Source organism: Terriglobales bacterium (genome assembly GCA_035764005.1).
GTDB lineage: Bacteria > Acidobacteriota > Terriglobia > Terriglobales > Acidobacteriaceae > Gp1-AA112.
Genome location: DASTZZ010000069.1, coordinates 181,027 through 207,917, shown reverse-complemented (window position 1 = coordinate 207,917; position 26,891 = coordinate 181,027). Strand labels below are relative to the sequence as shown.

Below are 26,891 nucleotides of genomic sequence, written 5' to 3'. Positions count from 1 at the left end.
AACTAGTTCTTCTGAGGGGGAAAGTCTTTCAGCAGCTTCACTACCGCCTTATCGATCAACTGCAGCGACTTCGACTTTTGCTCGACGTCCAATTTAACTTTCACAGTGCCACTCCAGACTATTTTGTTAGCTGCACGATCAATGAAGTCAAGCCGAAGCGTTCCCTCTGGAATGTAAATCGCTCCAGAAATTAAATAACCAGTAGCGCCGGTCCACATCGTCGCATCGAATGCCGGGGGCGGACCACTAAGTGTCGGGGTAATCGGTGTTCCCGCTGGTCGGTTGAGTCCATACTCGGCTCCGCCTTCGGGAATCAGAATTAAGTCTCCATCGCTGTGAATCCTGGAAAAGCCTTTTGAGTTAAGTTCGTGGTCAATTGATCCAACGATGGAGGCGTACAGCAACGGACGACTTGGTTGAATTCCAGGGTCCGCGACCGTATAGCTCTTGTAGCGCGAGAAATCCACGCTTTTGTCGAATCCGACTTGCACCTTCTGGCCAAACGCCACGGGAATAAACAGAGTAATCGCATATAAGCCTATCCACAGTTCTCGCCTCTGGTGAAAGCTCATCGTGAGATCCCCCCCCACCGAGAAGAATCGTTTTTGCCCAGTGCGAGCAGAGCGGCCTTCTCCACAGACACGTTATGCAAAATCAGCAATCTAAACACCTGTCAGTAGTAGAAGCTTGGTCGTCCTAGCAGTTTTGCTAGTACTCCACCCGAAATGAGCAAATGTACGCTGACTCGGAAAACTCGAAGGAGCTAGATTTCGATGAAGAAAATTACTCTGTGCGGATTTGCCATAACGCTCGTCTTTGCCTTAACGACAAGTTTTACTTTCGCTGATGACGTCAGGAGCATTAAAGGACTGATTACCAAGCGTACTGCCGATGCAATCACAATCCGTGCCTCGGACGGCACCAGCCAAGCGATCACTCTCACCGATGATACGAAGGTGCAATCCCCGAAAGGTTTAGGCCTCCGCAAGGAGGAAATGTCATGGACCAGTCTGATTCCTGGGCTAAAGGTGAGCGTCAAAGGTGTTTCTGACACATCGGGAAATTTTGTCGCCACAGAAATCAAATTCAACAAAGACGACTTGCAAACTGCCAGCATGATTCAGGCAGGTCTTACGCCGACTGAAGAAAAAGTGGCAACCAACGCGGAAAATATCTCCGCGAACAAGGAAGGGATCGCGGCAAACGCGGAGAACATATCCCTGAATTCTGCGAATATCGCAAAGAATAAAGCTCAGATCGCAAGTAACCAGGAAGAAGTGAGCCGCAGGTTCGAAGAACTAGCCGACTATCAAGTGAAGAACCAGGCGACGATTTACTTCGAGTCGGGAAAATCTGCGCTTGGTACCGACGATAAGAATGCGCTGGCTCAACTTGCAGCCGAAGCCACGAAACTTTCTGGATACATCATTGAAGTTCAGGGATTCGCCGATTCCACCGGAAATGCGGCTGCCAATCAGAGTTTGAGTAAAGATCGAGCTTACGCTGTAGTCAACTATCTCATGCAGGACGCGAACGTGCCGCCTCGACACATTGTCTCTCCCGGAGCAATGGGCATTTCCAATCCAGCCGCCTCAAATGAAACTACACACGGAAGATCGCAGAACCGCCGTGTGGAAGTGAAAGTCATGGTTAACAAGGGGATTTTGGCAGCAAAGCAGTAATTTAGGACAGCTCGGAGATGTTCTCGCTTCGACGAGATCCGCTGGGATTTCATTTGATAGTTCGCGAGCATGTACATTGCGATGATTTCTACTGAGTTCAAAGCGTCCGATCGCACTCTCCTAGTCCGCTTCGTACATGGCTATGTGTCGAATGCGGATGTTGCGGAGGACATTGCTCACGATGCCTTGCTGCGAGCGCAAAGATTTGAATGGCGAGGAGAGGCAACGTTCACAACATGGCTGTACAAGATTGCGAAGAACTTGTGTGTCGACTATTACCAACGCAAGCATCGCCGGCTGAAAAATGCAGGTCTGGAGTTTGCTGATGTAATTCAGGATCCTCAGCCCTCGATTCTGGACGAACTCCAAGCCTTGTCGATGAGGGAGCAGGTGCGCAGAGCGATTGCGTTGTTATCAGAAGCCGATCAGGAGATGATCAAGCTCCGTTACTACGATGGCTTGCGATTTCACCAGATCGCGAAGATACAGGGAGAGAAACTATCTACGGTAAAGAATCGGATGACGCGTGTGAAAGCGCGCCTGAAAAATAAATTGCTGAATTAGTCTGCACTCTTCCTCTTGCTCAGGGACCATTGTGGCGTTCTCAGGGTCAGGGCTCCGTTGGCTTCCAAACGGAACTTGGCCTTTTCAGCGAGGGTCGCGATTCTAAAACGTGTCAGCTCCCGCAATTTTGCCAGATGCCGTCAGTTACTGTTCTGACCTATAACCGCTCGATAGAGAGCAATGAAATTCAAGATCGAGCATTCAATCTTTCGTGGTTTGGTGGCGATCGTCTGCAGTGTTGCGCTCGTATCGACGGACACCTTCGCATATTCGTTTCCGTCCGCGACAATGGCAGCCGAGGAAGCGCCAGGGAACAAGATTCCCGCAGAGCAGTTAGATTCACTTGTGGCTCCAATTGCGCTCTATCCTGACCCATTGCTGGCACAAGTACTGGCAGCTTCAACCTATCCTCTAGAGATCATCCAGCTGCAGCAGTGGTTAGGTAAGAACAAGAATCTCAAAGACAAGGCTCTTGCGGATGCGGTTGCAAAGGAGCAGTGGGATGCCAGTGTGCAAGCTCTCGCCGCTCTGCCCGAAGTCGCCAACCGTCTGGCGAACGATATCCAATGGACCACGGATTTGGGCAACGCCTTTCTAGCGCAACAGGCCGACGTAATGGACGCCGTTCAACGCATGCGAAAGAAGGCACAGGACAAAGGCACACTGAAATCTACCGAGCAGCAAACTGTTGAGACCAGAGTCGTCGAAAAGAAAGAAGTAATCGTCATCGAGCAGGCCAATCCACAGATTGTCTACGTACCTTCTTACGATCCTGTTGTTGTGTGGGGCCCTCCGTATTACTACCCTTATCCACCGATTTATTATCCGACCGGATACTACGCTGCAGGCTTAGCCCTCTCTTTCGGAGTTGGAGTAATGATGGGCGCTTTTTGGAGCGGAGGTTGGGGATGGGGTTGCGGATGGGGTGGAAACAACGTTTACATAAACCACAACAATAACTTCAATCGCAACACGAATATCGGCGGCGGGAACCGCAACAACATAGGCGGCAATCGCCCAGCGCAGTTGCCTGGCGGCGACCGTGGAAACCTCGGCAATCGTGGGAATCGTCCGTCTACCCTTCCAGCCGGCGGCCAGAGTGCGAGAAGCAATTGGCAACATAACCCCGCTCATCGCGGTGGGACTCCTTATCGAGACAGAGCTACTGCTGATCGATTCGGTGGTCTTTCCCGCGGAGACTCACTGGCTCGTCGCCAGACCAATGCCCGTCAGCAGCTTGGTCGCCAGGGCGGCAACATTTCCAGCTTCCGGTCGGGAGGTAGCGGTTTTGGCGGCGCCGGTGGCAGCGGACTCAATAACCGTGGTGGTTTGGGCGGAGGATCCTTAGGAGGCGGTCCGGACCGCATTGGAAGCCGCGATCTGTCGCGCAGCGGTGGAGGGAATCGCGACGCGTTTGGAGGCGGTACTCGCGGCTATGACGGATCGAATGCGCGCAACAGCAGCAGTCGCGGTTCATCCAGTTTTGGATCGCGCAGTAGTGGAGGATTCAGTCGGGGTGGCGGCGGCTTCAGAGGCGGTGGTGGGCGGCGCAGGTAACTGACGTCCTCCTTTGAAACTAGAACGGCAATTGCTGGAGCATAGAAATGACTTCGACGTTTCGAAACATCAGTCTCTTTGAGGTAGCTTGCATTGTTATCACCTGTGCCAGCTTGTCTCTCCTGATTACGTCCGCTTCTGCGCAGGGGGCAGCGTCCAAAGCAATCGTTGCAGCAAGCTCCAGCGGCGCCTTGGCAGAAAAGTTCGACACTCCGCAGCAAGCTGTAGATGCATTAATCACGGCGGCCGAGAAGTTCGATGTGGACACCATCACGACGATTTTCGGTGCCGACGGCAAAGACATTGTACTCACGGGCGAAACGGCACAGGATCGACAACATGCTGCCGATTTCGCAGCTGAGGCACGGGAAAAAGAAAATATCTCAGTAGATCCCAGAAAAGGAAACCGGGCATTCCTCCTGGTTGGCAACGAAGACTGGCCCTTTCCTGTACCCCTCGTCAGGAAAGAAGGGAAGTGGTTCTTCGACGCCGAGGCTGGCCGACAGGAGCTTCTTTTTCGTCGAATCGGCGCAAACGAGCTTGATGCGATTCAACTCTGTCACGGCTACGTCGAGGCGCAGCAAGCTTATGCTCTCGAGCCGCGCGAGGGTTATGCCGTGAACCAATACGCGCAGCGCATCGTAAGTACTCCCGGAAAACAGGATGGATTAGCCTGGCAGAATGCCGACGGTACATGGGGCGGTCCGGTAGGAGAAAAAATTGCGCGAGCTATTGAACAGGGTTACACGCCTGGCTCGGAGTACCACGGATATTACTTCAAGATTCTGAAGGGACAGGGGCCCGCGGCGCCGCTCGGGGAAATGAACTTTGTCGTTAAGGGAATCATGATTGGAGGATTTGCTCTCGTAGCTGCGCCCGCGCATTATGATGTGACTGGAGTAAAAACCTTCATTGTTAGCCACGACGGAGTTGTGTACGAAAAGAACCTTGGCCCCAATACCGTCGATCAATTCACGAAAATGGAACTCTTCAATCCGGATAAATCCTGGACGCCAGTCCAGGAAGGAGAAAAGCAAACTCCATCTGAATCGGCATCCATCTCTCAAAACTAACTGCTTCCTACGTGTGTGACAGACTCCATTTTGGCTGGCAACGGCCCAACTGTCACAGGAAGACGCGTCGCTGCTTGCTCTGCAGCACGGTTCAAATCGCCGCTCTTTGCTAATGTAGCAAGTAAGTAAGCTCTAACGAGTTGCATTCCAGGTTGTGGAGTCATTGGTTGCGGTTTCCATTCCGAAATTCTCTTTTGTTCTGCTTGACGTTCATGATCGTTCCTGCCACGCCGTTATCGCGGGCGGCAGAGACCACCTCGACACAGGCCATCGACTACCGTTTGCGCCTGTTTCACGCTCACACGGGCGAAAGGCTGGATATTGTGTACCGCCATGGCAATACCTATGATCCAGATGCCGTCGCGCAACTCAATCACTATTTGCGCGATCACCGAACAGGTACGGAACATGACTACGATCCAAGAGTCTTTGATCTGCTGCACGATTTGACTGCCGCATTGGGACGTCCAGATACAGAAATTGACGTTCTGTGTGGATATCGCACGCCGTGGAGCAACGAGTATCTACGAAAGCACGGGCATGCCGTCGCCCTGCATAGTTTGCACATGAGGGCGATGGCGATCGACATCCGCGTGCCTGGCGTTCGCACTTCCAAACTCCGCGATACCGCGCTGGTTTTGCATCGCGGAGGCGTCGGTTACTATCCAACTTCGCAGTTTGTCCATGTGGATGTGGGTCGCGTGAGACGCTGGTAGCGTTCGTTGTCCTTTATGGATAGGGATAGCCTTTAGCCAGAGCCTGGGCGAGCTTGGCATCGTGTCCATAAATGTCCTCGTAAAAGTGAACCTCGTTGTTGTCGTATGCGAGCGCGGTTCCGTACACGATGAATACCGGCACCCGCTGCGAAAGGGTCACAGTAACGTTATCGGGGCCGTTCATCATTCCTTCTTGTACGCGCTCGAGCGTCCAGCCCGGATTGTTACGCAGAACCCATGCCGCGAGCTCAGCCGGTTTTTCCACGCGGATGCAGCCGTGACTGAAATCCCGGCGTGTGCGCCCAAATAGGTCCGGCGCGGGTGTGCTGTGCAAGTAGACGTTGTATTCATTTGGAAACATCAACTTCACCAGTCCGAGAGCATTCGTTGTGCCCGGCTTTTGCCTCACTGTCAATTTGCCTGCCTGGAGTTGCGCGAGAACATCATCGGAAATGGTTCCGGAGGTGACAACTTTTCCGCCACTCGTGGTCACTTCATAGTTCTTCTTTGCAACGTAGTCTCGATCGCGCTTGATTGCTGGAATGATTTCGCTGCGAAGGATACTTGGCGGAACGTTCCAATACGGGCGCAGAACCACGAAGGTCATGTCGCGGCTGAAAACGGGCGTCTGGGTCCGCAACGCTTTTCCCACCACAACGCGCATGTCGAAGCTGACCTTATAACGCCGATCCAGAACGCGCAGACGAAAATCGGGAACGTTGACGATGATAGGAGGGCCTGAGAAATCGCTCGGCAACCAACGCCAGCGTTCGAGTGTCAGTTGCAATTGGCGTATGCGGTCTGACAGGGGGACGTTAAGTTGCTTGATTGTGGCCGATCCAAGTCGGCCGTCAGCATCAAGACCATGACGGCGTTGAAAGCGCTTCACTCCTTCTGCCAACTCACCGTCGTAAAGAAGATGATCGGTGGGCCCGGTGCCAGGTGGCAGATCTCCAATGAGACGTAGAAGGCGCACGAGTCGCCCCAAACCTTCATAGTGTTGGCCTCGCTCAACTGGTCTAATGGGAACTGGAAGCTTCTCGCCATCATCCTGACGCGCAAATTCTAGATATCTTGACAATGCCTGCTCTGTGCGGCGGTATCCAGGGAATGGTGGCTCGACGCCATCTAGCAACGTAGCAACGTCTGTCGCAGGCAACAAACGTTCACGGACAAAATGCGCCAGATCATACTTCTTGTGCTCGACTTCCAGGCCGAAGTTGAAGTGCTGAGGATTGATACGCCCGATGTGAAGGTCGGAGACGTAGCGCATCGTACAGACCGTAAGGGCAACGTCGAAAGCGGCAAGGTCAGCATCGGAGTTGCTCAGTGCTCGGGTTCGACTCTCCCATCGCGAAGCGTCGTAATCCTCAGGCTCTAAGCCTTTTTGACCAGCATCCTGAAAGCGCTTAATCATCAAGGTGGCTTGAGGCGTAGGGACATTTCCATGAAGCCATAGAGGCGCGTACCCAGCAGGTTCGTAGATGTTCTGAAGCCAGACGCGATAGTCGCTAAAGCGAGACCATCGCATGCTGTTGAGGATACCGGCACTGACTATGGTCTGAATTCGTACGGGTGTTTGTGCGCACGCCAAGATGCTCAAGGCGGCGATGAGAAAGATTTGCCTGGAGTAATCGCGCAATCTGCCGGAATGGTCCAGCAGTTTCATCGTCCGGATCTTTGCCTAAGCAGATCCGTCAGGCGTACTATTGACAACCTGACAGTTAGGAATATTAGAACTTGCGATTTGCGCCAATTCAATAAGTCAATCATCGAGGATCGCCACTCAGCTGATCAGCTTGCACGGGTTTATCCGGAAGTTATTGCGCTGCACCAAGCAGGGATACTGGCAGATTTTGCAGTCAGAAACGGAGCATGTTTCCGGTATCAAGCGTGAGACAAGGGGCATTTGTCTGATACGAGACAGGTTGCTGGACGTGCTCGAATCCTTCCTCCTCCCGCGTCCCTTTCTGCTTGTTCCCTATCCTTGGTAATCATCGGCGGTTACATCAGTAAGGCAGGAGTTTTCGGTATTTCGGCCAACAATAATGATGGGCCACCAGAATCTCTCTTCCATGAGATTACGCATCATAGTGGCGGACGACAATCCGCAAATGTTGCAGCAGCTCGTATCGCTGTTGCAGACAGAGTTCGACGTTGTCGCCACCGCCGCAGACGGTGCTGCTGCGAGGGAATGCATCCAGCGCTACAAGCCTGATGTAGCTGTCCTGGATATAGTGATGCCGCAAATCAATGGAATTGAATTGACGAAGCAGTTGTCGGCGAACGGTTATTCCACGCGCATCGTTATCTGTTCGATCGAGAACGATCAGGAAACGATTGAGGCCGCCTGCAAGGCGGGCGCGGCAGCTTACGTTTTCAAGCCTCGAATCGCCAGGGATCTCATCGCTGCTGTGAAATCAGCAGCCGGCGGCGGACACTTCAACTCTGCTGAATAAAACCACTGAAATCAGACATTTCTCCGGGTTCAAACCTGATTTTCGGTCACCTCCTTGCTGACGATGACGCAAGCCGGCAACCTACATTGCTGCTAAAACGATTTAACAAGGCCGTTTTTACAAAATTTCTCAACGAAAATCCCTTTTTGGGAGTATGCTGTCACATTCTTGAGGCAGTGCACATTCAAGAGAATGAAAATTGAGTCTTGAGGAGAGATGGCCAGCGCCCCCCACTCTTTCTTCTCGCCTGAAGAGATTTTTTCAACCTCAAGAGGCGAGGTTCGGCAGCGAGTCGATTTCGCTGCTTCACCATACCTGCGTCTTCCTCTTTTCGCGCTGGGTAGCGCCATCTCCTATTATTTGGGAACCGAGATCGGCTATCTGTTCACGCCGAGCAATACCCCGATCGGCACGCTATGGCCCCCAAACGCAATTCTGCTGGCGTGGTTGTTACTCGTTCCGGTTCGAATTTGGCCGGCGCTGCTGCTCGGCGTAGTTCCCGCTCATTTCATTGCGCAGTTCGGCAACGGTGCGCCGCCGAGTGCGGCAATTGGATGGCTCTTCGGGAATGTAGGAGAAGCCCTGCTCGGAGCCGTTTGCATAAGAGCCTTTGCAAAGCGAAAGCGAGTATTCGAGAGCCTGCGCGGTCTCGTTGCCTTTCTGTTGTTCGGTGTGGTTCTGGCGCCGCTCGTGACCTCGTTCCTGGATGCAGCAGTTGTGGTGTTAACTCGCCAGGCGAACAACTATTGGTTGCCCTGGACCACTCGCCTGTCCTCTAACATGGTCTCGGAACTCATATTTGTCCCGATGATCGTGCTCATTGGGCAACGAAAACTTTCGTCCATCAGAACTTTCACGATCGCTCGATGGATAGAGGCAGCTTTGCTGGTGTCGGGAATTGTGCTTGCCATGTGGCTGGTTTTTGGGGCGCAGAATCCGGTGAGCAGCATTCCGGCTTTGATATGCCTGCCGCTACCGTTCTTCCTGTGGGCTGCGCTCAGGTTCGACCTGAGCATGCTGAGTAGCACGTTATTGGTGGTCGCTTTGTTCTCGCTCAAGACCGCCATTAACGGTAATGGTCCCCTCCATCGAGCATCGATCGCCGAGAACGTTCTTCTTCTCCATTTTTTCTATCTGGCTGCCTGTATCCCCTTGGTTTTGTTAAAAGGCTTTCGATTGGAGCAGTGTCGCGCTTTAGCGTCGACAACAGCAACCAGGTCTCGGTTGATCGGCTGGGAAGAACGAGAGCGTTACCGAGTAAGCCGCGAACTCCATAACGGCATCGTCCAGCGGCTGGCATTAATCGCAGTGGAAGCGGATCGTTGGGTATCTGGAGCCCATGTTCCTCGGGACACCGATGTGCAGACGCTTTGCGAGGAAGTAAAACAGGTCTCTCAGGCGGCTCGTGATTTGTCAAATGAGGTTCATCCTTTCATTCTGGAGTACGCAGGTCTTGAGGCATCGCTTCGAAGCCTGTGCCGTCGCATGGCGAGAGACAGTCGCGTGGACGTTCGTTTTGCTGGTACTACAGCACACGGAAGCGAGAGGCTTGGAATGGATGTCTCACTCTGTTTGTATCGAGTAGCAGAAGAGGCTCTTCAGAACGTGGAAAAGCACAGTCGAGCGCGAACAGCGACTGTAGAGTTGAAGATCGAAGAAAGAAATGCGGTCCTGCGGATCCTGGATGATGGAGTGGGTATCACGAGTGAGGGAAGCTTCACCCCCACAGGTGGACTTCAGCATGTTCGCGAGGCCGTCACAGTGCTGGGAGGTCATTTAGACATAAACTTTGAACACGGTACCACGATCACGGCCACACTCCCGATATAGGTGAATTGCTTCAGCGAGATGTAAGCCGCTACACAAGTTATCCTTCCTTGTAGTTCAGCAATAGTGCCCCGATTAGCATGAAACAAATCGGCCAAATGTGGGCTGGTAGCCTGGTCTCTCCGCGGGGAAGTCGCAATTCGAGCCATCTCGTGCAACCTGCAACAACTGCCAAAATCGCCAAAGGCGTATGACTTAGCTCAGCGAGCACTTGCTCTTGTGAGTTTTGCAGTGCGTGCGTATGCGTAAGTAGAAGGGCTCCGCCAATTACGCATACGGCTGGAAATACAAGAGGCGCAAAAGCAAATCGCGTTTTATTTCGTTGCACCCGCCACTCGAATACAGCGAATGCAACCACCATTACTGCGGCGGCACGATGCTGCAGAACTTCAACCTGATCAAAACTTTCCCAGAATCCATTCGGGCCAAGTGGCCAGTTTTCAGGATCAGCTCTCATAAAAATGAATATCGCAATCGCCAGGAATATGAGCGGCCAGTGACAGGTCACGCTCAATCTCTTTGTGCGCGAGAGCAGCGCTAACAGACCCATTACGACGAGCATGAGCCCGATCCAGTTGTGGTTGTACTCCGACCATGCTATATCGGCAGGAGTATTCGGGGAAATCACGTTTGCAGGCTGCATGTTTGCGTTGATCGCAGCCTCAGTTCTGCCTGAGAGTTGCGCCAGGTGTCTTGTCGCTGGAGAGATATCTCTCAATTCCGGTGTCTTCAAGCGCGGCCAAGTAGGTCGCATTCGGGCCCACACTGCGCTCAGGCTGACGCGATCGTTTCGCAAGTCAATCGCCGGCGGTTGTGAGGTCAACGATGCTGCCGTTAAAAATACTGTAATCCCAATGACGAATTCCGCCTCAACACACCGTTTCAGCCGAGCAGGAAGTTGGGCAGGACAGAGTCTCGAGATTGACTCTTTGTTAACTGCTCCGAGCGTTATGAGTGCGAGAAAGAACAATGCTTTTGCCGCAAGCATAACTCCATAGGAAGTTCCATAGATTGCATTTAGCCTATCGACATACTTAAAGGAAGCCGCAAGCCCACTGATTCCGATTACCAATACGCTGGTGAACGCAATCGATGAAAATCTTTTTGCATAGATCCAGCCGACCTCAGGCGGTGCGGCAGATACAGCCACGTGCAGGTACGGAAGGCCGCCGATCCAAGCTCCTGCAGCTGCCAGATGCAGCGTAATAAACAGGATCAATGCGATTCGGCCGTCCATGCGTGCGAAAGCGTGATTGGTCATCACGGTCGAGCCAAGGGCGACGAAGGAAAGCAACAGCAGCGGCCAGAGTCTGCGCCGCAAAGCGAGTGAGCATGGAACTGCTAGCAACGCTGCAGAGATGCCGATGAATGCTGCTAATGTGAAGTTCGCTCCCATGAGATCCGCGATAGATAAACCATCCCGAATCAGTGCGCGGCAGTTGATAAGCAAGCAGCAAGCGTGGGCTGCTGCGAGAAAAATGGCGGATGCGCGCAATAGACGCAAGCATTTGGTCCTGGCCGTATCGGATTCCGCCAATGAGAAAGAATCAGTTGACCTTCTAAGGGCCAGGCAAAGAAAGATTACGCCGCCAAAAAACAAGGACTGGAATATGAGAATGGCGGCACGCAGAACGACTGCCAGATAGGCAAAGACGGCGGCCAGCCGATCGACGCTCCACATCGAATCACTTCACAGCAAACGGTATGTCGCCTTGTGTGATGTGTCCATCAGAAGCCAGCACCTGCCATTTCAAATCGTAATGGCCGGGCGGCAAATCGGAGACATCGGCGGCAACGACGTCTGCCGGTTCTTGCGACCTGAGCTTCAGAGCTTCAAATGAGCCGCCGGGGAAGACAAGAGCCAGGCGAGAGCGACTGGCGTCAACTCGCACATTGAAGCGAAGCTTCACGATCCCCAGATGACCGCCAATGATGGCATTCCGAGCCGGGGTGGATTCAAAGAGAACGGCGTGTGCCATTAGTTGACTAACGCATGCAACGGAAACGAACACAATAGTAAGTAGTGTCTGTCGGCGCTTGTGATATCTGATGATCATAATAACTGCGTGTTAATCAAATTATTTGCGATCGGCACTTCTATAACGACTGACAGAATTAACAGTTTTAGTCAACGTAAGTTACTGTGATTAATTTAAGCACTTCTACAAGCCTGCGGGTTTGTACAAACCAGGAGGACATCGATGCCCGCCTACTGGATGCGTAGAACAATATTGTTTGCCGTATTGTCAGCCGGAGTATTAGAATCACCGAGGTCTCTCGGGCAAGTTGTTGTAGTCGGCGGTACTGCGACTACAGCTATCCATGGAACGCCAGTCGGCTTTGCCCAAAGCCCTCTGATCGCAACTCCAGACATTGCATTGCCGGGTAGCGGAAATGCAGTAGGTGCCCCGCTCTCAACTGCGGCAGCAAACGACAGTAGGACTTCTTTGGGACCATCGGTTCACAACCCGAATGGCCCGGCACTTCTTCCAATCACCAACTATTCAACTGTGTCTAGTCCTTCGGCAATTCCAGTCGCACCGAACAGCGATGAAGGCGCTTCGTCATCCGGAGTCATATTTGAAAATGGGCTTCAGCGTTTTGAATCTGGTTTGTCGGAACCCACGAATCGTGCGCGCAGCGTGGCTGAGATCGCTGCGGTCTATCGTCGACAACATGAAAAGGCGGCGCGGAGCTTCAATAACGACACTATTGCTGAAATGAATGCACGAACACTTCGCAACGGAGGTTCAGAGCTTCCGCCAGTTAGCCTGGCGCGTTTTTCTCCGCCGTCAGGCGATCGAGGGTTGTTAATCGCGCAGAATCATGATTCAAGGTTACCGCAGAGTGATGTGGACGAATCGATAGCCGCGCAAAGGTCCGTTCAGCAGGTGGACTCAGCAGCAAACGACAAGATCCCGCAAGCAACCAGTCAAAAACTGCCGGAGGTCGGGTATACGCGTGACGAAAGCGCTCGTACAGCGGCAGCCGTAAACAGCGCTGACGAAAACAAGACGCCTGCGAGAAAATCGCCAGCGTGGTTTCAGTTACCGGTGCTCATCCTACTCGCAGGTCTCGGTGTTACTGGAGTGCTGTATTGGCTGAAGAGATGGTGAATAGTCTTTGCTGAGGTGGTCAGATGGGGAGTCGCCTGTCGCTGCGGCGGCGATATTAGGCACTTTCTTCAAACGCACTAGATGATTCCAGGTATTTTACAAGGAGGACTTCATTGCCCTTCTCACTGTAAATCAGATCATCCACCAGGCTCTTCGCCATCATCAAGCCAAAACCTCCACCCCGAAGCCCGCGAGCTTCGCGAATGGACAAGTGTCGAAGCGGATCATCCGGTGGATTTGTGATAGCGGAGTGTTGGATCTCCTCCAACGAAAATCCCTCTCCTGGATCCTTAACGCGGCACAAGACCATATGTCGCGCCCGGACGTACGAGATTTCCACGTACTGTGTTGGATCGAAGCTGCCACCATACTCCATCGCGTTGAGGAGCATTTCGCGAAAGGCTATCCCAAGTTGCTGGCGTTCAGTTTCGGGGAGATCAGTAATTTCATGCAGGAACTGAAGTATGCGATCGGCAGTGCCTAAATCACAGCGTGCCGCGATTCGGATCCACTCGGGGGTTGCAGCTAGTACTTCGATTCCATCATCCCAGCATGCCTCTTCAGCTGCCCGATGCAGGATCGTTTCCAGCGAAATGGATGAAAACGGTTTGGAAAAATAACTGAAGGCGTATTCACGCATGCAGGCGATCACGTCCGACGGCGTCTTGTCATCAGTCAAGATGATGAGGCGCGTGTGCGGCCGCAATGCTCGAATCTTTCGAAGGAGCTCTAAATCTGCGCGGCCTGATGTGTTTGCACCTGTAACCACAAGATCGAAAGGTCGACTTCTAGTTGCTGCAAGAGCCGAAACGTTGTCTGGCATTCGGTGTATTTCCCATCCCGGCAAAGCTCGCGCCAGCAGTTGCGAAAGTTCGGGATCTGGGCCAATTGCCAGCGCAGTCTTAGTTTGGATTTCTGACGGATACAGGTGCATGTTCACAGCGTCCCGAATCGCAAGCTGTGTAAACACTGGCAGTTTTAGCAGCCCGATTTCTGTAATGGTGCCGCTAAGATTTCGGCGTGGTCAAATGGGCACATCCCGAGCTTGCAAGCCGCTTGGAGCCAACGCCGGCTACAGCTATGCTGGGCCGTAACGAACTTGCCCCAGTATTATTCAGAGGCCTCACGCAGCCAGAAATCACCTTTGTTCGTTCTTTCGCGTCACGACGAAAGTGCGAGCGGCGCGTTCTACTATCCACGGAAGGCGAGACAGCAAATCATTTGTTCATGCTGCTTAGTGGACGTGCTCGCTACTTCACTTTGACTGAAGACGGGCAAAGAGTCATTCTTCGTTGGATACTGCCTGGCGATGTTTTTGGCGCTATGGCTATCTTGCATGATCCCGATCAATACCTGGTCAGTACCGAATCGGTGAGAGATAGCGAACTTCTGGTCTGGAATCGAACGGATTTGCGACGACTCGTCATACGCTACCCTCGCTTGCTCGAAAACGTCCTGGCTATTGCAGCCGATTATTTCAGGTGGTATGTCACTGCCCATCTTGCGTTGATTTCTCACTCTGCTCAGCAGCGACTCGCACGGGTGCTGGTCCATCTTGCGAAGGATAGTGGTCGTCGAGAAGAAGACGGTATTGCCCTGGATATTACGAATGAAGAGCTCGCCGATGCAGCCCACATCACGAGATTCAGTACCAGCCGCTTACTCAGCGAGTGGCAGCGCAAAGGCTTCCTGACGAAGGGCCGAGGCAAGCTCATCCTGATCTCCCCAGACCACCTCTTCAGGTTCGGTCTTCAGCAAAATCCCAAGAGCTCCTCCGTCACAAACTCTCTCTAGCAAACAGTGCTTTCGGGCAACGACGCCAACGCGCGGCCCTTTTACCTTTTCTTCAGAGTGCGGATTTTTCTACTCGAATGGCATGTATCGCACTTGGGTCACATTGGCTGCGTCGTCTTGAACAACAACAGTCAATGACCGCCTGTGTAGCTGGGTGTGCACGATCTCCGGAGTGTGCGTGGGAACACAATCAAAGAAAATTTTGTTGGTTGACGACTTCATCCCTTGGCGGCAATTTCTCCGAACATTATTGAGTGTGACGCCTGAATGGCAGGTGTGTGGTGAGGCCGAGAACGGGATCGAGGCATTGGCAAAGGCGGAAGATCTCCACGCCGACCTTGTGCTTCTTGATCTCGATTTGCCCGACCTTACTGGCATTGAGGTCGCTAATCGACTGCGGCTCCTGGCACAGCCTCCAGCAATCGTGATTCTCACAGCAGACGCTTCACCGGATTTCGTGAAAGCTGCTATGGCGACAGGAGCTCTAGGATACCTTCTTAAATCGGAAGTGGTCGCCGAGCTTCTGCCCGCCTTGAAGGAGGTCTTCTCCGGAAAGAGGTTCATCAGTCCAGCAATACAGATGTAATCAACACTTGTCTATCTACGCGGGCAATCTTACTGCTGAGTGCTCAGTACAGATTCGCTGGATAACTTTCTTAACCCGCGCAGTCGTTATAATCGGCAAAATGTATCCACACAGAACGTCGAGATTGCGGACTCGCGCAATGGAGTCGACCTGGTGCTCCAGAAGTATTGCGCCCTCGACATTCCCCTGGTCAAGCAATGTCGGCGCGAGTTCACCGCAGATTGCGATCTTTGAAGGCTCCGCATTCAACTTTGCTCCTTTTGAGATCAAATGGTCAGCAATTTCCTCAACGCGAGGTCCGATCGGCAGATTTCCCCTCATGAGGTTAGACAATACTGCGTTAGCATCCATCTCGATCAAAAGACCCTGCTGAATGGCGTCATCGACCTTCGTTCCCTCATGCCTAAGTCGGCGAAGTATAGCTGCACGATGTGGTGGAGTAGCAATCACGAACGCAGGATTTCCATTCTCCAGCGCCTGCCGGGTAAATGAATAAAAACCATTTATGAAGAACTCATGATCACGATAGAACTCGACCCTGTGTTGATGATGGGTTTCGATCTTTGGCGGAGGGGATTCATGATTTTGCGTCCCTACCAAGCCGCGATTCACCGCGCTGGAGAAATCCTGCCCCAGGCTCGGGCTGACAAACGGCCGGCCATCGAGCACATCAGCGACAGCTCGCGGCAAATCATTTCTGGCGCAAGACTTCACAACATAACCGCATCCGCCGGAACGGATAGCTTCGGTCACGATCTCGCTCGAGCGGTGTTCGCTGATAAAAAGAATCTTGGAACCTGGCGACAGCTGCCGGATTCGTCGACAGGCTTCGATTCCGTTGATTGAGGGCAGCCCGATGTCGAGTAGGATAAGCTCCGGTTGTAATTCCTTCGCTTTTTCGACCGCGGCGATTCCGTCTGATACTTCGGCAGCAATCCGCAGGTGCGGCTGTTTCGAGAGCGCCGAGACAATAAATTGGCGCCAGGATTCAAAATCATCCACTATGAGAATACGAATCTTCGATGCTTCCAATGAATCCACCTTTTGTTCACAACACGCAGTACTGCGATAAGTTGCAAAAGGACAAAAGATCAGGGGAGCATACGAATGGGACAGCACTCCGATGCCTGACCAACTGTGCGACGAAAGTGGCGATGCTCTCGGCCAGTTGGAAATGCTCAATTTGAGACTCAGCAGATGTGAGGAGGCGAAGAACTGCGATTCCCAAATGACAAAGCAAATCACTATCGCATCAATAATCCAAAATCCTGTAACCGTTGTGTTCGGAAGCAGACCCACTGGTTATGCCCAGGCTGCCGCTGGGACAGGCACATACACACTACCGACCCAGAAGACATCACATTCATTACCCTCGCAGCCACACCAGACAAATCGCGCTAACCAGGATGCCAACAGCAACAGTAATTAAAGTCTGACTCCAATTTGAACGTTGATCATCCAATACCACAAATCCACTCGCTTGGAGTTTGCCGTCATGCATGCGCCCCAGATATTCGCGATAACTGGTGGACGAGTCCAGATAGCGCAATGCGCTGCACACTAGAAAGTCGCTGAGCGAATCTCCTGTTTCTGAGCAATGGGTTAGTTCTGCCACTGGATCCCTCACCGAACGTTGCTACTCTGTTTTAATCATGTGTGGCCTATGTCCCACTGGCAAGTTTGACAGTGGCGCACTCTGACATGTTGAAAGCGGTGGAAATAGCGCAGGAATGGCAAAATCTGGAATCGTCTTCAAGCGTCAGCAAGTCGGAGGGCCTGGTTGCAGGGGCCTGCGGCGGTAATCAAGTTATGCACCGTAATCCCAGGCGGGTGTCTCCATCCTAGCAAAATTATCAGTAGTGTCTGTCGCGGATAGCAGGTAGCTCTATCACCATACCTTAGGGGATCAATTCATGATGCGATGGATTCCACTTGTTTTTTCGATAGCAATTTCCGCTTCCGCTTTTGCACAAACTGTAGAGGTTCGAGCCAATCCAATCACTGATGCTGACATTCGACTGCTGCGCCAGGATCTTCAGTCGCAGAAAAACCAGATCATTACCGACACAATGACGTTTACCTCGACGGAAGCGGCCGCCTTTTGGCCGATCTACAAGGAGTACGCATCCGAGCAGCAAGCCATCGCGGCCAAACGTCTGGACATCATCATTGATTACGCTCAGAGTCTCGAGAAAATGGACGACAGCAAAGCCCGCGATCTCAGCCAGCGAATGTTCGCCATCGATGATGGATCCCTGGCTTTAAAGAAGAAATATTATCCTCGCTTTGAAAAGGCGATCGGGCCCAAGCGCGCCGCAAAGTTTTACCAGGTAGACAATCGTCTAAATCTGCTGATTACGGTTCAACTGACTTCCGAAATACCGCTCATTCCTTAACGCGAAAACGATCGCCCGTCGCCACGCGAAAACAACCGATACTGCAAAAATGAAATCAGCCTCACTGGAGTTATTGCCAGTTCAGAGAGCTGCACCGAAGAACTCATACTGTTCGCAGTGGTGTGCTCCCAGGTCACGAGGTGTTTCCCATCATCAATACCGATCGTTCGGATTCGTTCTGGCTTATGACAATGCGAACCGCGGCAACCGTGGCGACTAACCTGTTTGTGTTCTGTGTGCTTATGACCGCTTGGTCGGAAGCACAAGATATTTGGAGCCCCCGGGTTGAGATCAATCCGCCTCATTTCGAACCTGTCGAATCGACTCTATCAACGGCGTCAGACTATCAACTCCTCACTTCTCAAGCTGCACGAGGATTCAGGCTAAATGACGATTTTTCAGAGCTACTGATCGGCATCGACGAAACGGCGGTTCTGGCTGATTTAAACGCTGTGATCGAACAAGATAACCCCAGCAGTTTCGCGACGATGATGGGATTCGCGGTTCCAATGCAGCAAGAGAGGGCTGCCCACGCTGCGTCCATCACCGTCAGCGAATTGGCTGTGCCTTCAAAGGCTCATAAAGCGCTTCAAAGAGCCCTGGAGGCAATTCGCAAACAACGCCCGGCGCAAGCGCGTGCCGAGGTTGCGGCTGCTCTCACGATTTGGCCGCACTACTCGGATGCGTTGATTCTCTCCGCGTTATTGGCCCTCAGCGAAAATAAGCGCGATGCTGCGTTGGTGGCAGCAAAAGAAGCCGTTCAATTCGATGAGACGAATGGCATGGCGCACATAGTCCTGGCCGCAGCACACAATTCAAAAGGAGAATACGACGACGCCATGTCTGCTCTGGAGCCGGCACTGAAATTTCGTCCTGATGCCTGGCAGGCTTTTACAGAGCGTGCTCGCGCCGAAATAGCAAAGCGAGAGTTTTCTACAGCTCTGGCGGATTTGAAGCGGGCCGGCGAGCTTGCCCCGCCCAGAACGCCCTTGGTCCACTTTCTCAAGGGCATCGCATTAATCAGTATTAACAAGATCGGGGATGGCACTTCCGAACTTTATGCATGCCTCGAAGTACGACCCACAGGTCCGATAGCTGACCGAGCTCGTCTCATCATCGAGCGATCCCAATCCATTCACTGAAAACTGGCTTCTTTGAATTTCGACACGCTCGCCGAAATGGCGCTCGTCTCTTTTTTGAAAAATCAGCGGGAACTCAAGAAGATGACTCTCTTGGACTTGCGAATTGGAGGATGCTGAGCGGGCGCTCATCCGGTTGCATTGTCGCGGAGTTTCCCCTAGACGACCGCGACTTTCGGTTGCTGCGACCCACCTCCCGCTCAGCTTAGGTAATTGTTGCCGCATATTGGCTCTTCCCAGAACTGTTAATCATGCCAGACGCTCACTTTTGCGCTCGGATCAGCCAATTCCCTGACTGTGAGAATGCACAGGCTGGAACTCTTGACAGCACTGCGACAGGACTGTGTGTGTGATTCTTATGCTGAAGAAGCATGAGCGTCACTGGAGGCCTCACCATGATTGGCGCTGAAATACCGCGAACCTGCGAACCCACCGTTCGGGATTCCTACACGCTTTGGAAGTGTTCTCTATGCGATTCAATAATCTGGATCAATTCACACTTCTGTTCGAGCACTGCGGCATGTCCTTTGTGTCGTTCGATAGAGCTCCTGTTCTGCGGTCACTCGGAAGGAAACACAGAAAGCGCTTGCAGCTGCGACTAGTGGCTTCAAACGCTCGAGTATGTCCGCTTCGCTTCTTGCCTGATCTTGCTGTAAGAACTGACAGTTCAAATACTCGAGATAACTCCGTGTAATGCCTATATTTTACGGAGTTTGGCGGACCCGCGGTCAGATTGTTGAGACGGCGAGTCAACTGATTTGATTTCGACGGGCTCGCCAATTTTTCCTTCAAGGACCCATTTCATGAATCCAGTACAAAAGATGCCCATTGACTACTCCGAAACCACCGAGCAAAGGCGATTAAATCAGGCGCGTGAATCTGGAGTTCCATGGAAAAAATGGGGACCCTACTTAAGCGAAAGACAGTGGGGCACGGTTCGTGAGGATTACAGCAACGACGGAAATGCGTGGGACTACTTCACCCACGACCATGCCCGTTCGCGCGCGTACCGTTGGGGAGAGGATGGAATTGCAGGCGTTTCCGATGATCAGCAGCTCTTGTGTTTCGCTGTGGCTTTGTGGAACGGGCGTGATCCGATTTTGAAAGAGCGCCTGTTTGGCCTGACAAACAGTGAAGGCAATCACGGAGAGGATGCAAAGGAGTATTACTTTTATCTGGATAGCACGCCAACGCACTCCTACATGAAATATCTCTACAAGTATCCACAAAAGGAGTTTCCTTATACCGACCTGGTGGAGACCAATCGTCGCCGATCTCGTGAAGAACTTGAGTACGAGCTGCTCGATACCGGCATCTTTGATGACGACCGCTACTTCGATGTCTTTGTCGAATACGCGAAAGAAAATCCCGAAGACCTGGCAATCCGCATTTCGGTGCACAACCGAGGCCCAGAAGACGCGCAAATCTACATCCTGCCTACGCTCTGGTTTCGCAATACCTGGTCCTGGGAATCCGGTTCGAGCAAGCCCACGCTACGACAATTGAATGGTGGAGGCAGAGTTCTGGCGTCGCATCCCAAGCTCGGCGATCGAACTCTGCACTTTGAAGGCGAGCCAGAATTACTGTTCACGGAAAACGAGTCCAATGCTGAACGGTTATGGGGAGGTAAAAACACTTCTCCCTATGTGAAGGACGCTTTTCATCAGTACCTTGTCGCGGGTAAACGAGAAGCTGTGAATCCGGCCAAGATTGGCACAAAGGCCGCTGCCGTGTACGCGCTACGGATTCCCAAAGGGAGCAGCGAAGTAATACGTCTGAGGCTGACCGCCAAAGTTGGGCTCGATGCTTTCTCCCGATTCGATCAAGTCTTTGCTGCCCGGATTTCCGACGCAGACGAATTCTATGCCCGAATTACTCCTCGCTCTTTGAATGAGGATGAACGCCGTGTGCATCGACAGGCGCTAGCCGGAATGCTGTGGACTAAGCAGTACTACCATTTCGATCTGGATAGATGGCTCTCTGAGCACGAGGCTCATCCCCTGGTTGGGGCCAACCATCGCCAGGTTCGCAACCGCGAATGGTTTCATATGCTGAATAGCGACATTATTTCCATGCCCGACAAATGGGAGTACCCATGGTACGCGGCCTGGGACCTTGCATTTCACACGCTCGCGCTCTCAATGGTGGATTTTGATTTCGCTAAAGAGCAGCTTCTACTGATGTTGAGAACGCTGTACGCGCATCCAAACGGCCAACTCCCAGCATATGAGTGGAATTTCAGCGATGTGAATCCTCCAGTACACGCTTGGGCAACTCTCTTCCTCTTCAATATCGAAAAGGAGTTAGGTAGATCGGATATCCGCTTCCTCGAGCGTTCCTTCCAAGGACTGATGCTGAACTTCAACTGGTGGATTAACCGCAAAGACCCAGACGGCAAAAACGTCTTTGCAGGCGGATTTCTGGGCTTAGACAACATCGGAGTCTTCGATCGCAGCGCTCAGTTGCCGACAGGCGGGTATCTTGATCAGGCCGATGGCACTGCTTGGATGGCCTTCTATTGTCAATCCATGCTTGAGATAGCGCTCATCCTTATGGATTACGACACGATGTATGAAGACGTCGCATTCCGGTTCCTGGAGCACTTTCTCTGGATTACGTATGCCATGGATCGAATTGGTGCGAGCCACGATGGAATGTGGGATACGGAAGATGGCTTCTTCTACGACCTGCTCCATTTACCTAATGGGGAATCCATGCGGCTTAAAGTACGATCGATGGTTGGGCTCCTCCCGCTCTGCGCCTGCACGGTACTTGAGCCGACCGGAGTTTTGGCCCGTCACCCTCGGCTATTGGAGCTGATTGACTTGTTTAAGAAACGACATCCCGAACTGTTAACGCATGTTGCTCCTGCGGATGATAAGTTCACTGGCTATGCCGATCGCCGCCTCTTAGCAGTTTGCAACAAAGAGAAGATGGAGAAGGTGTTGTCGTATCTCCTGGATGAAAAGGAATTTCTGGGCCCCTTCGGCATTCGCTCGCTGTCGCGATATCACGAGAAACATCCTTTCGTGTTCCACTTGAATGGGAGTGAGTTCAAAGTAGGCTATCTTCCTGCCGAATCAAACACGGGAATGTTCGGTGGTAACTCTAATTGGCGAGGTCCGGTCTGGATGCCAGTGAATGCCTTGCTAATCCGAGCGCTGCTGAATCTGTATCAGTTTTATGGCGATCATTATAAGGTCGAATGCCCGACCGGGTCTGGACAATATATGACCTTATACGAAGTAGCGAGGGAAATCGGACGCAGACTTTCAAGTATTTTCCTGCGTGATGCCAGTGGAAAGCGTCCAGTTTACGGAGGAACAAAGAAGTTCCAGGATGACCCACACTGGAGAGACTACATTCTCTTCTACGAATACTTTCATGGAGACGACGGCGCTGGCCTCGGTGCTAGTCATCAGACAGGGTGGACAGGAACGATCGCTCGAACGCTCGATTTGTTTGCCCGACTCACATCGGCCGATTGGCTGGGCGCCTCCAGATCTGAGCTCAGTGCGCGGCTAACGCGTGAACAGGTTGCCGGCTAAACACTTTGCCTTTGACTTGGCTTGTAATGACATTGAAGTTAGTATCCTCCTAGCCAGAGTGGCCATAGCACAATGCGCAGCGCGGAGCTACGATGAGGAGGACTATTGCGATACCGAGCGCCGCGCCTGTCGCGGTCCTTCGTGCGATCAATATCTTTCCGGAATAAAACGGTAAGTCCATTCGAGTGACTTGTACCCGTTTGCTTTTTGCCGCTTTGGAAGAGTGACTTTAGTTGCCGGGATTTGTCTCCAGGGGACGACCGAAAGAAGGTGGTTAATGCAATTCAATCGAGCACGTCGTTTATGGTCGGCGTGGACAACGTACCAGGGTGATTCAGGTGTGTCGCTGGCAGCGAACATAGCATCGCGAGCGCGCGAATAGTCGTACCAGCGGCGATGAGACTCGAGATCCATTGGGCTGAGCTTCCAGCGCCTCATCGGATCCTCAATGCGTTTCAAAAATCTTTTGTGCTGCTCTTCCTCACTAACCTCAAACCAGTACTTTACGAGGATGATGCCATTGTTCTTGAGAAGGGCCTCGAATGATGGGCACATTTTGAGGAAGTCCTCATATTGCTTGGCTGTGCAAAAGCCCATCACATGCTCCACGAGGGCGCGGTTATACCAGCTGCGGTCGAACAAAACAACCTCTCCTGCAGCCGGTAGTTCCTTCATATAACGTTGGGCATAGAGCTGTGACTTCTCCCGTTCGGTTGGGGCGGGCAGCGCTACGTGTCGAAACACACGAGGGCTCACCCGCTCCATGATCCGGTGAATGACCCCGCCCTTGCCGGCTGCATCACGGCCTTCAAAGATGACAACGATTTTAGCCCCTGTTGCCTTCACCCATTCCTGCAATTCGACCAACTTAGCCTGGAGCTTACAAAGCTCGCGTTCGTACTGCTTGCGTTTTATCGTTGGCGTTTGCTGGCTTCTTTTGTTTCCGTTCTTTCGATCTGAGAGCGGTATGAGAACAGAGGCGTCTGAGAGCTCTAGATTCATGGGATTATTAAAGTGTTATTGTGCCCATAAAGAACTGGCAGTTTTCGCAGTTATTTGGCAGTTACATCGGTATTCAGAATGGTCGGATAACGTACAGAGATTCTTCCCGCGGTTGCCCCCGCTGCAACGTTACAGCGGGGGCTTTGGGCTTGCGCAGGCTGTTGGTTGACAGGCGCAAGTAAACTGCTGGTTGCATGATTAGCGAGGACTTACCGCGGCCGTTGTTGATTGCTTCCTTGGTTTCTTAGCGATCGCAGATGCCTCAGCCTTTATCTGGGATTCGTCAATTTGGGTTGTGTTCCCAGAGGTGAAATTGCCACCAGCCGGAACCCAATACAGAATTGCATTCTGGCCTTCACCTGCACCCTTGCGAATCTCGACTCGAGAAGCATCGATCCCTTGCCCTCCTTCGCCGCCCACAAGATACGATTTCGCGTTAAAAGCGCGTACCGCAGCAAGCTCAGGAGATTTCGCCTCTTCTGTAGCATCGGCAAATCCGACGATCACCAACTTGCCATCGGGCTCGTTCTTCAGCTTCAGCGCAGAGTCATCAAGTGCGGCCTTGCACGCATTGTCTACACGCGAAGGCTTTTTCCCATTCGTGAAATCGCATTTTCCCACTTGCGTTTCCGCGACTACAGGAGGTGCTGGCGGCGGAGGAGGCGATTGCACATCCACCGAAGCCAGGCAGCTCGAACTCAGGCCACGCGTGTCGGTTACTCCAACGTTGACATCCAGTTTCCCGGGTTGAACTCCAGATGTGTCCAATGTTGCGATTGAAGCCCACTCACCTGCGGCCGCTCCTGCACTAGTCTGGCCTTCCTGGACAGAACCAGCAGTCGCAGAGAACTTGCGTGACTGGATCGGACGACCATCGGGCGTACTGCCTTGAACGTTGATCGTCACGGGTGTTGCCGTGCCGGCTACGATGCTGGCTGGTGACGCGGAACAGCTGACTACTGGGGGCTGAGGCTGCTTAACTGTGAATGCCAGATTGCAAGAAGCAACGTTATTCTGCTTCTGCTTCGGATCCGTAACCCTTGACGTCACCTGATACGTTCCAGGTTCCGCCCCCGTAACATCGATCTTTGCTGAAGCTCCATCGCCGATAACCTTTCCGCCTGTGCTCTCCCATTGATAGCTGAGCGGATGCTTGGGGTTAAATTGCGTCGTCTCTACTGACACCGGAAGCGGCGGATCATCAGGCAGCGCTTCGAGGTCATGGCCGACGCAAGCCGCCGTTGGAATTCCAGGTGAGGGAAGACCAAAATTAAAAGTGAGGCCTCCCAAATATCGAAAACTATTTTGATTCGCGTTTGATTGCGTAAAGAAGTTCCCGAATCGGGTCAAAAGGTAGTCGAATTCAGCTGCTCGCACAGACACGCGATGATTAATCGGGAAGTCAATTCCGCCTCCGAACATCATCGCCGCCCCGTTATTGGAAGGAGACGCCGAAACTCCCGAGCAACCCCCGGCGATTGGTTGGCAAAGCGTCTTGAAAGCATTTCCATAAACATTGCTGTGAGCGGCGCCCCCTAATGCGTCCAGCAGCAGCTGAACGTGCTCGCCACGGAATTTGAGCTGCGGTCCAAAGAGGTAGGTGAACATATTGCCTGACACGCTGCCATTTGCTCCTGACGGAAGCGATGGATTGGCAGGGATCGTGAATGTATTCGTGAAGCTGTTGTATCCCTGCAAGTCCATCTTCACGCCAAAATGATTAGCGAAGTTGTAGACGAATGCTCCACCGCCGCCATTCACACTGTGATTATTTGTATAGGCTTGTGCCGGCGCGAAATGGAGATAGGAGTAGTCGAGGGTAAGCTCTGCTTTTGGATACTCCTGCGCTATTCCGCAGATGCTAAGAAGCATCACACCGAATGCAAGGGAGATCTTCTTCATAGTAGATGTAGTGATTCTTAACATGGAACACTCTCCTAGAGCTGGCATCGGGGCTATTAATGACGTCAGCTTGTTTGTGCAACTAGGAGTCTCAAGCAGAGTCAGTGATATGAGTACTGCCAACAGTGACAGGGATTAACTGTCGTTTTGAAATTACGTTACCGCAGGCGGGAGAGACTGCTGATAATAATGGTAGATGCGATAATTTATGAGCCGCGATGGCGGTTACCTGAGAGGTCACTCGTAATTATGACACCGTGCTAGTGTTGACAGATATAGAGCTGCAGCTCAAAAGTCGGTGTCGCAAAACCAGAGGGGGAACTGTCCGAAGCCAATACTGGATCAGGCATTACGCTGTAATTTGTTCTAGTCGCTATCTCTTGAGGTGTTTTCTAGAGTACCCGAAGGGCTGTAACAATAGTGCTCAGCGGCATGTTGTTCAGCCACAGCGGGGCGCCACGGCGCTCCGCTGGCCTTTTATGGAGTGACAATGAAAGGAAATAAGCGGCAGGCTGAGACGCAGGACGTTTATGCTGGAGGGTGTTAACGAGGGCCTGCTGTGTTCTGGGCAACTTCCGGCCATTGATCATTGGTCGATCGCCATGACTTGTCGGGATCGTATAGCTCCATTTGTTTCGCGATATTAAGAGAATCTGGTCCGAGATCCTTTTGATACACGGTCCCATCCTGATTGACAATAAATGTCTGCACACCTGTAACCCTATACTCAGCGGGTACAGCTACCAGCGCAAAGCCCCCGATCATTACGTTTTGAATTACATAGTCAATTCGTCCGAGCGGCGCTGACGGCCCCTGACCTTTCAGAATTTTGAAATAGTAGCCATGATATGGGCCTTTGGACGTGTATCCTTCTTGTATGGCGCGAGCTACTGCTTCGCCGATCGGCCCACCGGAAGTTCCGTCCTCATTTCGCCAATACAATCCATCCTGTTTACCCGGAGTGCTGATTATCTTTTGAGCATACTGATTGATTCCGTCGTGGGCCTGAGCCGAGTAGTCACGCTGGGCTTCAACGTAACCTCGGCAAACTTGAATCGCGTCCAATTCGTTTGCGCCGATACGTCTCCGAAGAACTTCATCATGGCCTTCCTTGGAATCGAAGTACCATAGCGAATTCCTCTTCACCAGCGGTATCGGTAGAGGCCAATTATCGCTGCCAACGGACACAGTTGCCCGATTTCGATTCTTCTTATCCACAGTGATCACGTTTTTTTTCTTTGCCTTAGCGGCAAAGGCACTCGCTGCATTCTTGTCACGAACTGGATCTGCGGAGGAGACAAGGTCTTTACCATCAGGTCCGAGGATCGATAACAGCTCGGGTACATCGTAGGATTCCGCGGCCCGAACTAAGGCATCGACAGCGCTCTGAGGTGTAGCAAATGCCTTTTGTGGAACTGCGGTGTCTGCCTGGCTCTGCCCAGCAGCGGGGGCTAACGCTAAACAGGTGGATGCAACCAAAACGCCCATCCACAGGACAAGCTTTGAGAATGTAATCTTCATTGCAAATAC

Annotated in this window: 22 protein-coding genes; 13 read left to right on the top strand and 9 right to left on the bottom strand. The window is 52.3% G+C overall.

Annotated features, from left to right (window positions below):
• Nucleotides 1–2 precede the first annotated feature (2 nt).
• Nucleotides 3–572 carry a DUF4136 domain-containing protein gene (locus VFU50_11780; GenBank protein HEU5233534.1) on the bottom strand — a complete coding sequence of 190 codons (570 nt, stop codon included), beginning with the start codon at nt 570–572 and terminating at the stop codon, nt 3–5.
• A 201-nt stretch (nt 573–773) separates the two neighbouring features.
• On the opposite strand from VFU50_11780, the gene VFU50_11775 reads away from it, so the two are divergent.
• The 5 genes from VFU50_11775 to VFU50_11755 all read left to right on the top strand — a co-directional run bounded on the left by VFU50_11775 (nt 774) and on the right by VFU50_11755 (nt 5,592).
• Nucleotides 774–1,682 carry an OmpA family protein gene (locus tag VFU50_11775; GenBank protein ID HEU5233533.1) on the top strand — a complete coding sequence of 303 codons (909 nt, stop codon included), beginning with the start codon at nt 774–776 and terminating at the stop codon, nt 1,680–1,682.
• 81 nt (nt 1,683–1,763) lie between these two features.
• Nucleotides 1,764–2,246 carry an RNA polymerase sigma factor gene (locus VFU50_11770; GenBank protein HEU5233532.1) on the top strand — a complete coding sequence of 161 codons (483 nt, stop codon included), beginning with the start codon at nt 1,764–1,766 and terminating at the stop codon, nt 2,244–2,246.
• Between the two features lie 180 nt (nt 2,247–2,426).
• Nucleotides 2,427–3,803, top strand: a complete 1,377-nt coding sequence (locus VFU50_11765) for a DUF3300 domain-containing protein (protein ID HEU5233531.1) — start codon at nt 2,427–2,429, stop codon at nt 3,801–3,803.
• A 47-nt stretch (nt 3,804–3,850) separates the two neighbouring features.
• Nucleotides 3,851–4,876, top strand: coding sequence for a DUF2950 domain-containing protein (locus VFU50_11760; GenBank protein ID HEU5233530.1), 1,026 nt, complete (start codon nt 3,851–3,853; stop codon nt 4,874–4,876).
• Nucleotides 4,877–5,088: 212 nt separating this feature from the next.
• Nucleotides 5,089–5,592, top strand: coding sequence for a DUF882 domain-containing protein (locus VFU50_11755; protein HEU5233529.1), 504 nt, complete (start codon nt 5,089–5,091; stop codon nt 5,590–5,592).
• A gap of 13 nt (nt 5,593–5,605) precedes the next feature.
• On the opposite strand, the gene VFU50_11750 is transcribed toward VFU50_11755, so the two are convergent.
• Nucleotides 5,606–7,261, bottom strand: a complete 1,656-nt coding sequence (locus tag VFU50_11750) for a L,D-transpeptidase family protein (GenBank protein HEU5233528.1) — start codon at nt 7,259–7,261, stop codon at nt 5,606–5,608.
• Nucleotides 7,262–7,667: 406 nt separating this feature from the next.
• On the opposite strand from VFU50_11750, the gene VFU50_11745 reads away from it, so the two are divergent.
• Nucleotides 7,668–8,051, top strand: a complete 384-nt coding sequence (locus VFU50_11745) for a response regulator transcription factor (protein ID HEU5233527.1) — start codon at nt 7,668–7,670, stop codon at nt 8,049–8,051.
• 216 nt (nt 8,052–8,267) lie between these two features.
• Nucleotides 8,268–9,881: an MASE1 domain-containing protein gene (locus VFU50_11740; GenBank protein HEU5233526.1), complete on the top strand. Its 1,614-nt coding sequence runs from the start codon at nt 8,268–8,270 to the stop codon at nt 9,879–9,881.
• A 37-nt stretch (nt 9,882–9,918) separates the two neighbouring features.
• Here VFU50_11740 and VFU50_11735 read toward each other — a convergent pair whose 3' ends face one another.
• Entirely contained in the window at nt 9,919–11,274 is a 1,356-nt protein-coding gene (locus tag VFU50_11735) for a CopD family protein (GenBank protein HEU5233525.1), read from the bottom strand.
• Between the two features lie 289 nt (nt 11,275–11,563).
• Nucleotides 11,564–11,857 carry a copper resistance CopC family protein gene (locus tag VFU50_11730; protein HEU5233524.1) on the bottom strand — a complete coding sequence of 98 codons (294 nt, stop codon included), beginning with the start codon at nt 11,855–11,857 and terminating at the stop codon, nt 11,564–11,566.
• A gap of 222 nt (nt 11,858–12,079) precedes the next feature.
• Here VFU50_11730 and VFU50_11725 point away from each other — a divergent pair, with 222 nt between their 5' ends.
• Nucleotides 12,080–12,994 carry a hypothetical protein gene (locus VFU50_11725; protein ID HEU5233523.1) on the top strand — a complete coding sequence of 305 codons (915 nt, stop codon included), beginning with the start codon at nt 12,080–12,082 and terminating at the stop codon, nt 12,992–12,994.
• Nucleotides 12,995–13,049: 55 nt separating this feature from the next.
• On the opposite strand, the gene VFU50_11720 is transcribed toward VFU50_11725, so the two are convergent.
• Entirely contained in the window at nt 13,050–13,928 is an 879-nt protein-coding gene (locus tag VFU50_11720) for an ATP-binding protein (GenBank protein ID HEU5233522.1), read from the bottom strand.
• Nucleotides 13,929–14,074: 146 nt separating this feature from the next.
• Between VFU50_11720 and VFU50_11715 the strand changes: the two genes are divergently transcribed.
• Nucleotides 14,075–14,788: a Crp/Fnr family transcriptional regulator gene (locus VFU50_11715; GenBank protein ID HEU5233521.1), complete on the top strand. Its 714-nt coding sequence runs from the start codon at nt 14,075–14,077 to the stop codon at nt 14,786–14,788.
• Nucleotides 14,789–14,966: 178 nt separating this feature from the next.
• Nucleotides 14,967–15,374 carry a response regulator gene (locus VFU50_11710; protein ID HEU5233520.1) on the top strand — a complete coding sequence of 136 codons (408 nt, stop codon included), beginning with the start codon at nt 14,967–14,969 and terminating at the stop codon, nt 15,372–15,374.
• A 15-nt stretch (nt 15,375–15,389) separates the two neighbouring features.
• On the opposite strand, the gene VFU50_11705 is transcribed toward VFU50_11710, so the two are convergent.
• Nucleotides 15,390–16,376 carry a response regulator gene (locus VFU50_11705; protein HEU5233519.1) on the bottom strand — a complete coding sequence of 329 codons (987 nt, stop codon included), beginning with the start codon at nt 16,374–16,376 and terminating at the stop codon, nt 15,390–15,392.
• 911 nt (nt 16,377–17,287) lie between these two features.
• Between VFU50_11705 and VFU50_11700 the strand changes: the two genes are divergently transcribed.
• From VFU50_11700 to VFU50_11690, 3 genes are all read left to right on the top strand, one after another.
• Complete coding sequence (locus VFU50_11700; protein HEU5233518.1) at nt 17,288–17,770, top strand: hypothetical protein; 483 nt, start codon at nt 17,288–17,290, stop codon at nt 17,768–17,770.
• Nucleotides 17,771–17,910: 140 nt separating this feature from the next.
• Nucleotides 17,911–18,912, top strand: coding sequence for a hypothetical protein (locus VFU50_11695; protein HEU5233517.1), 1,002 nt, complete (start codon nt 17,911–17,913; stop codon nt 18,910–18,912).
• Between the two features lie 800 nt (nt 18,913–19,712).
• The gene (locus tag VFU50_11690; GenBank protein HEU5233516.1) at nt 19,713–22,457 is read left to right on the top strand and encodes a glucosidase; all 2,745 of its coding nucleotides are present in this window, start codon (nt 19,713–19,715) and stop codon (nt 22,455–22,457) included.
• 147 nt (nt 22,458–22,604) lie between these two features.
• Here the strand turns inward: VFU50_11690 and ppk2 are convergent, their stop codons facing one another.
• The 3 genes from ppk2 to VFU50_11675 all read right to left on the bottom strand — a co-directional run bounded on the left by ppk2 (nt 22,605) and on the right by VFU50_11675 (nt 26,882).
• The gene (ppk2, locus tag VFU50_11685) at nt 22,605–23,459 is read right to left on the bottom strand and encodes a polyphosphate kinase 2 (GenBank protein ID HEU5233515.1); all 855 of its coding nucleotides are present in this window, start codon (nt 23,457–23,459) and stop codon (nt 22,605–22,607) included.
• Between the two features lie 198 nt (nt 23,460–23,657).
• Nucleotides 23,658–25,361, bottom strand: coding sequence for a hypothetical protein (locus VFU50_11680; GenBank protein ID HEU5233514.1), 1,704 nt, complete (start codon nt 25,359–25,361; stop codon nt 23,658–23,660).
• 543 nt (nt 25,362–25,904) lie between these two features.
• On the bottom strand, nt 25,905–26,882 hold the full coding sequence (locus VFU50_11675) for a DUF2950 domain-containing protein (protein HEU5233513.1): 978 nt from the start codon (nt 26,880–26,882) through the stop codon (nt 25,905–25,907).
• Nucleotides 26,883–26,891 lie beyond the last annotated feature (9 nt).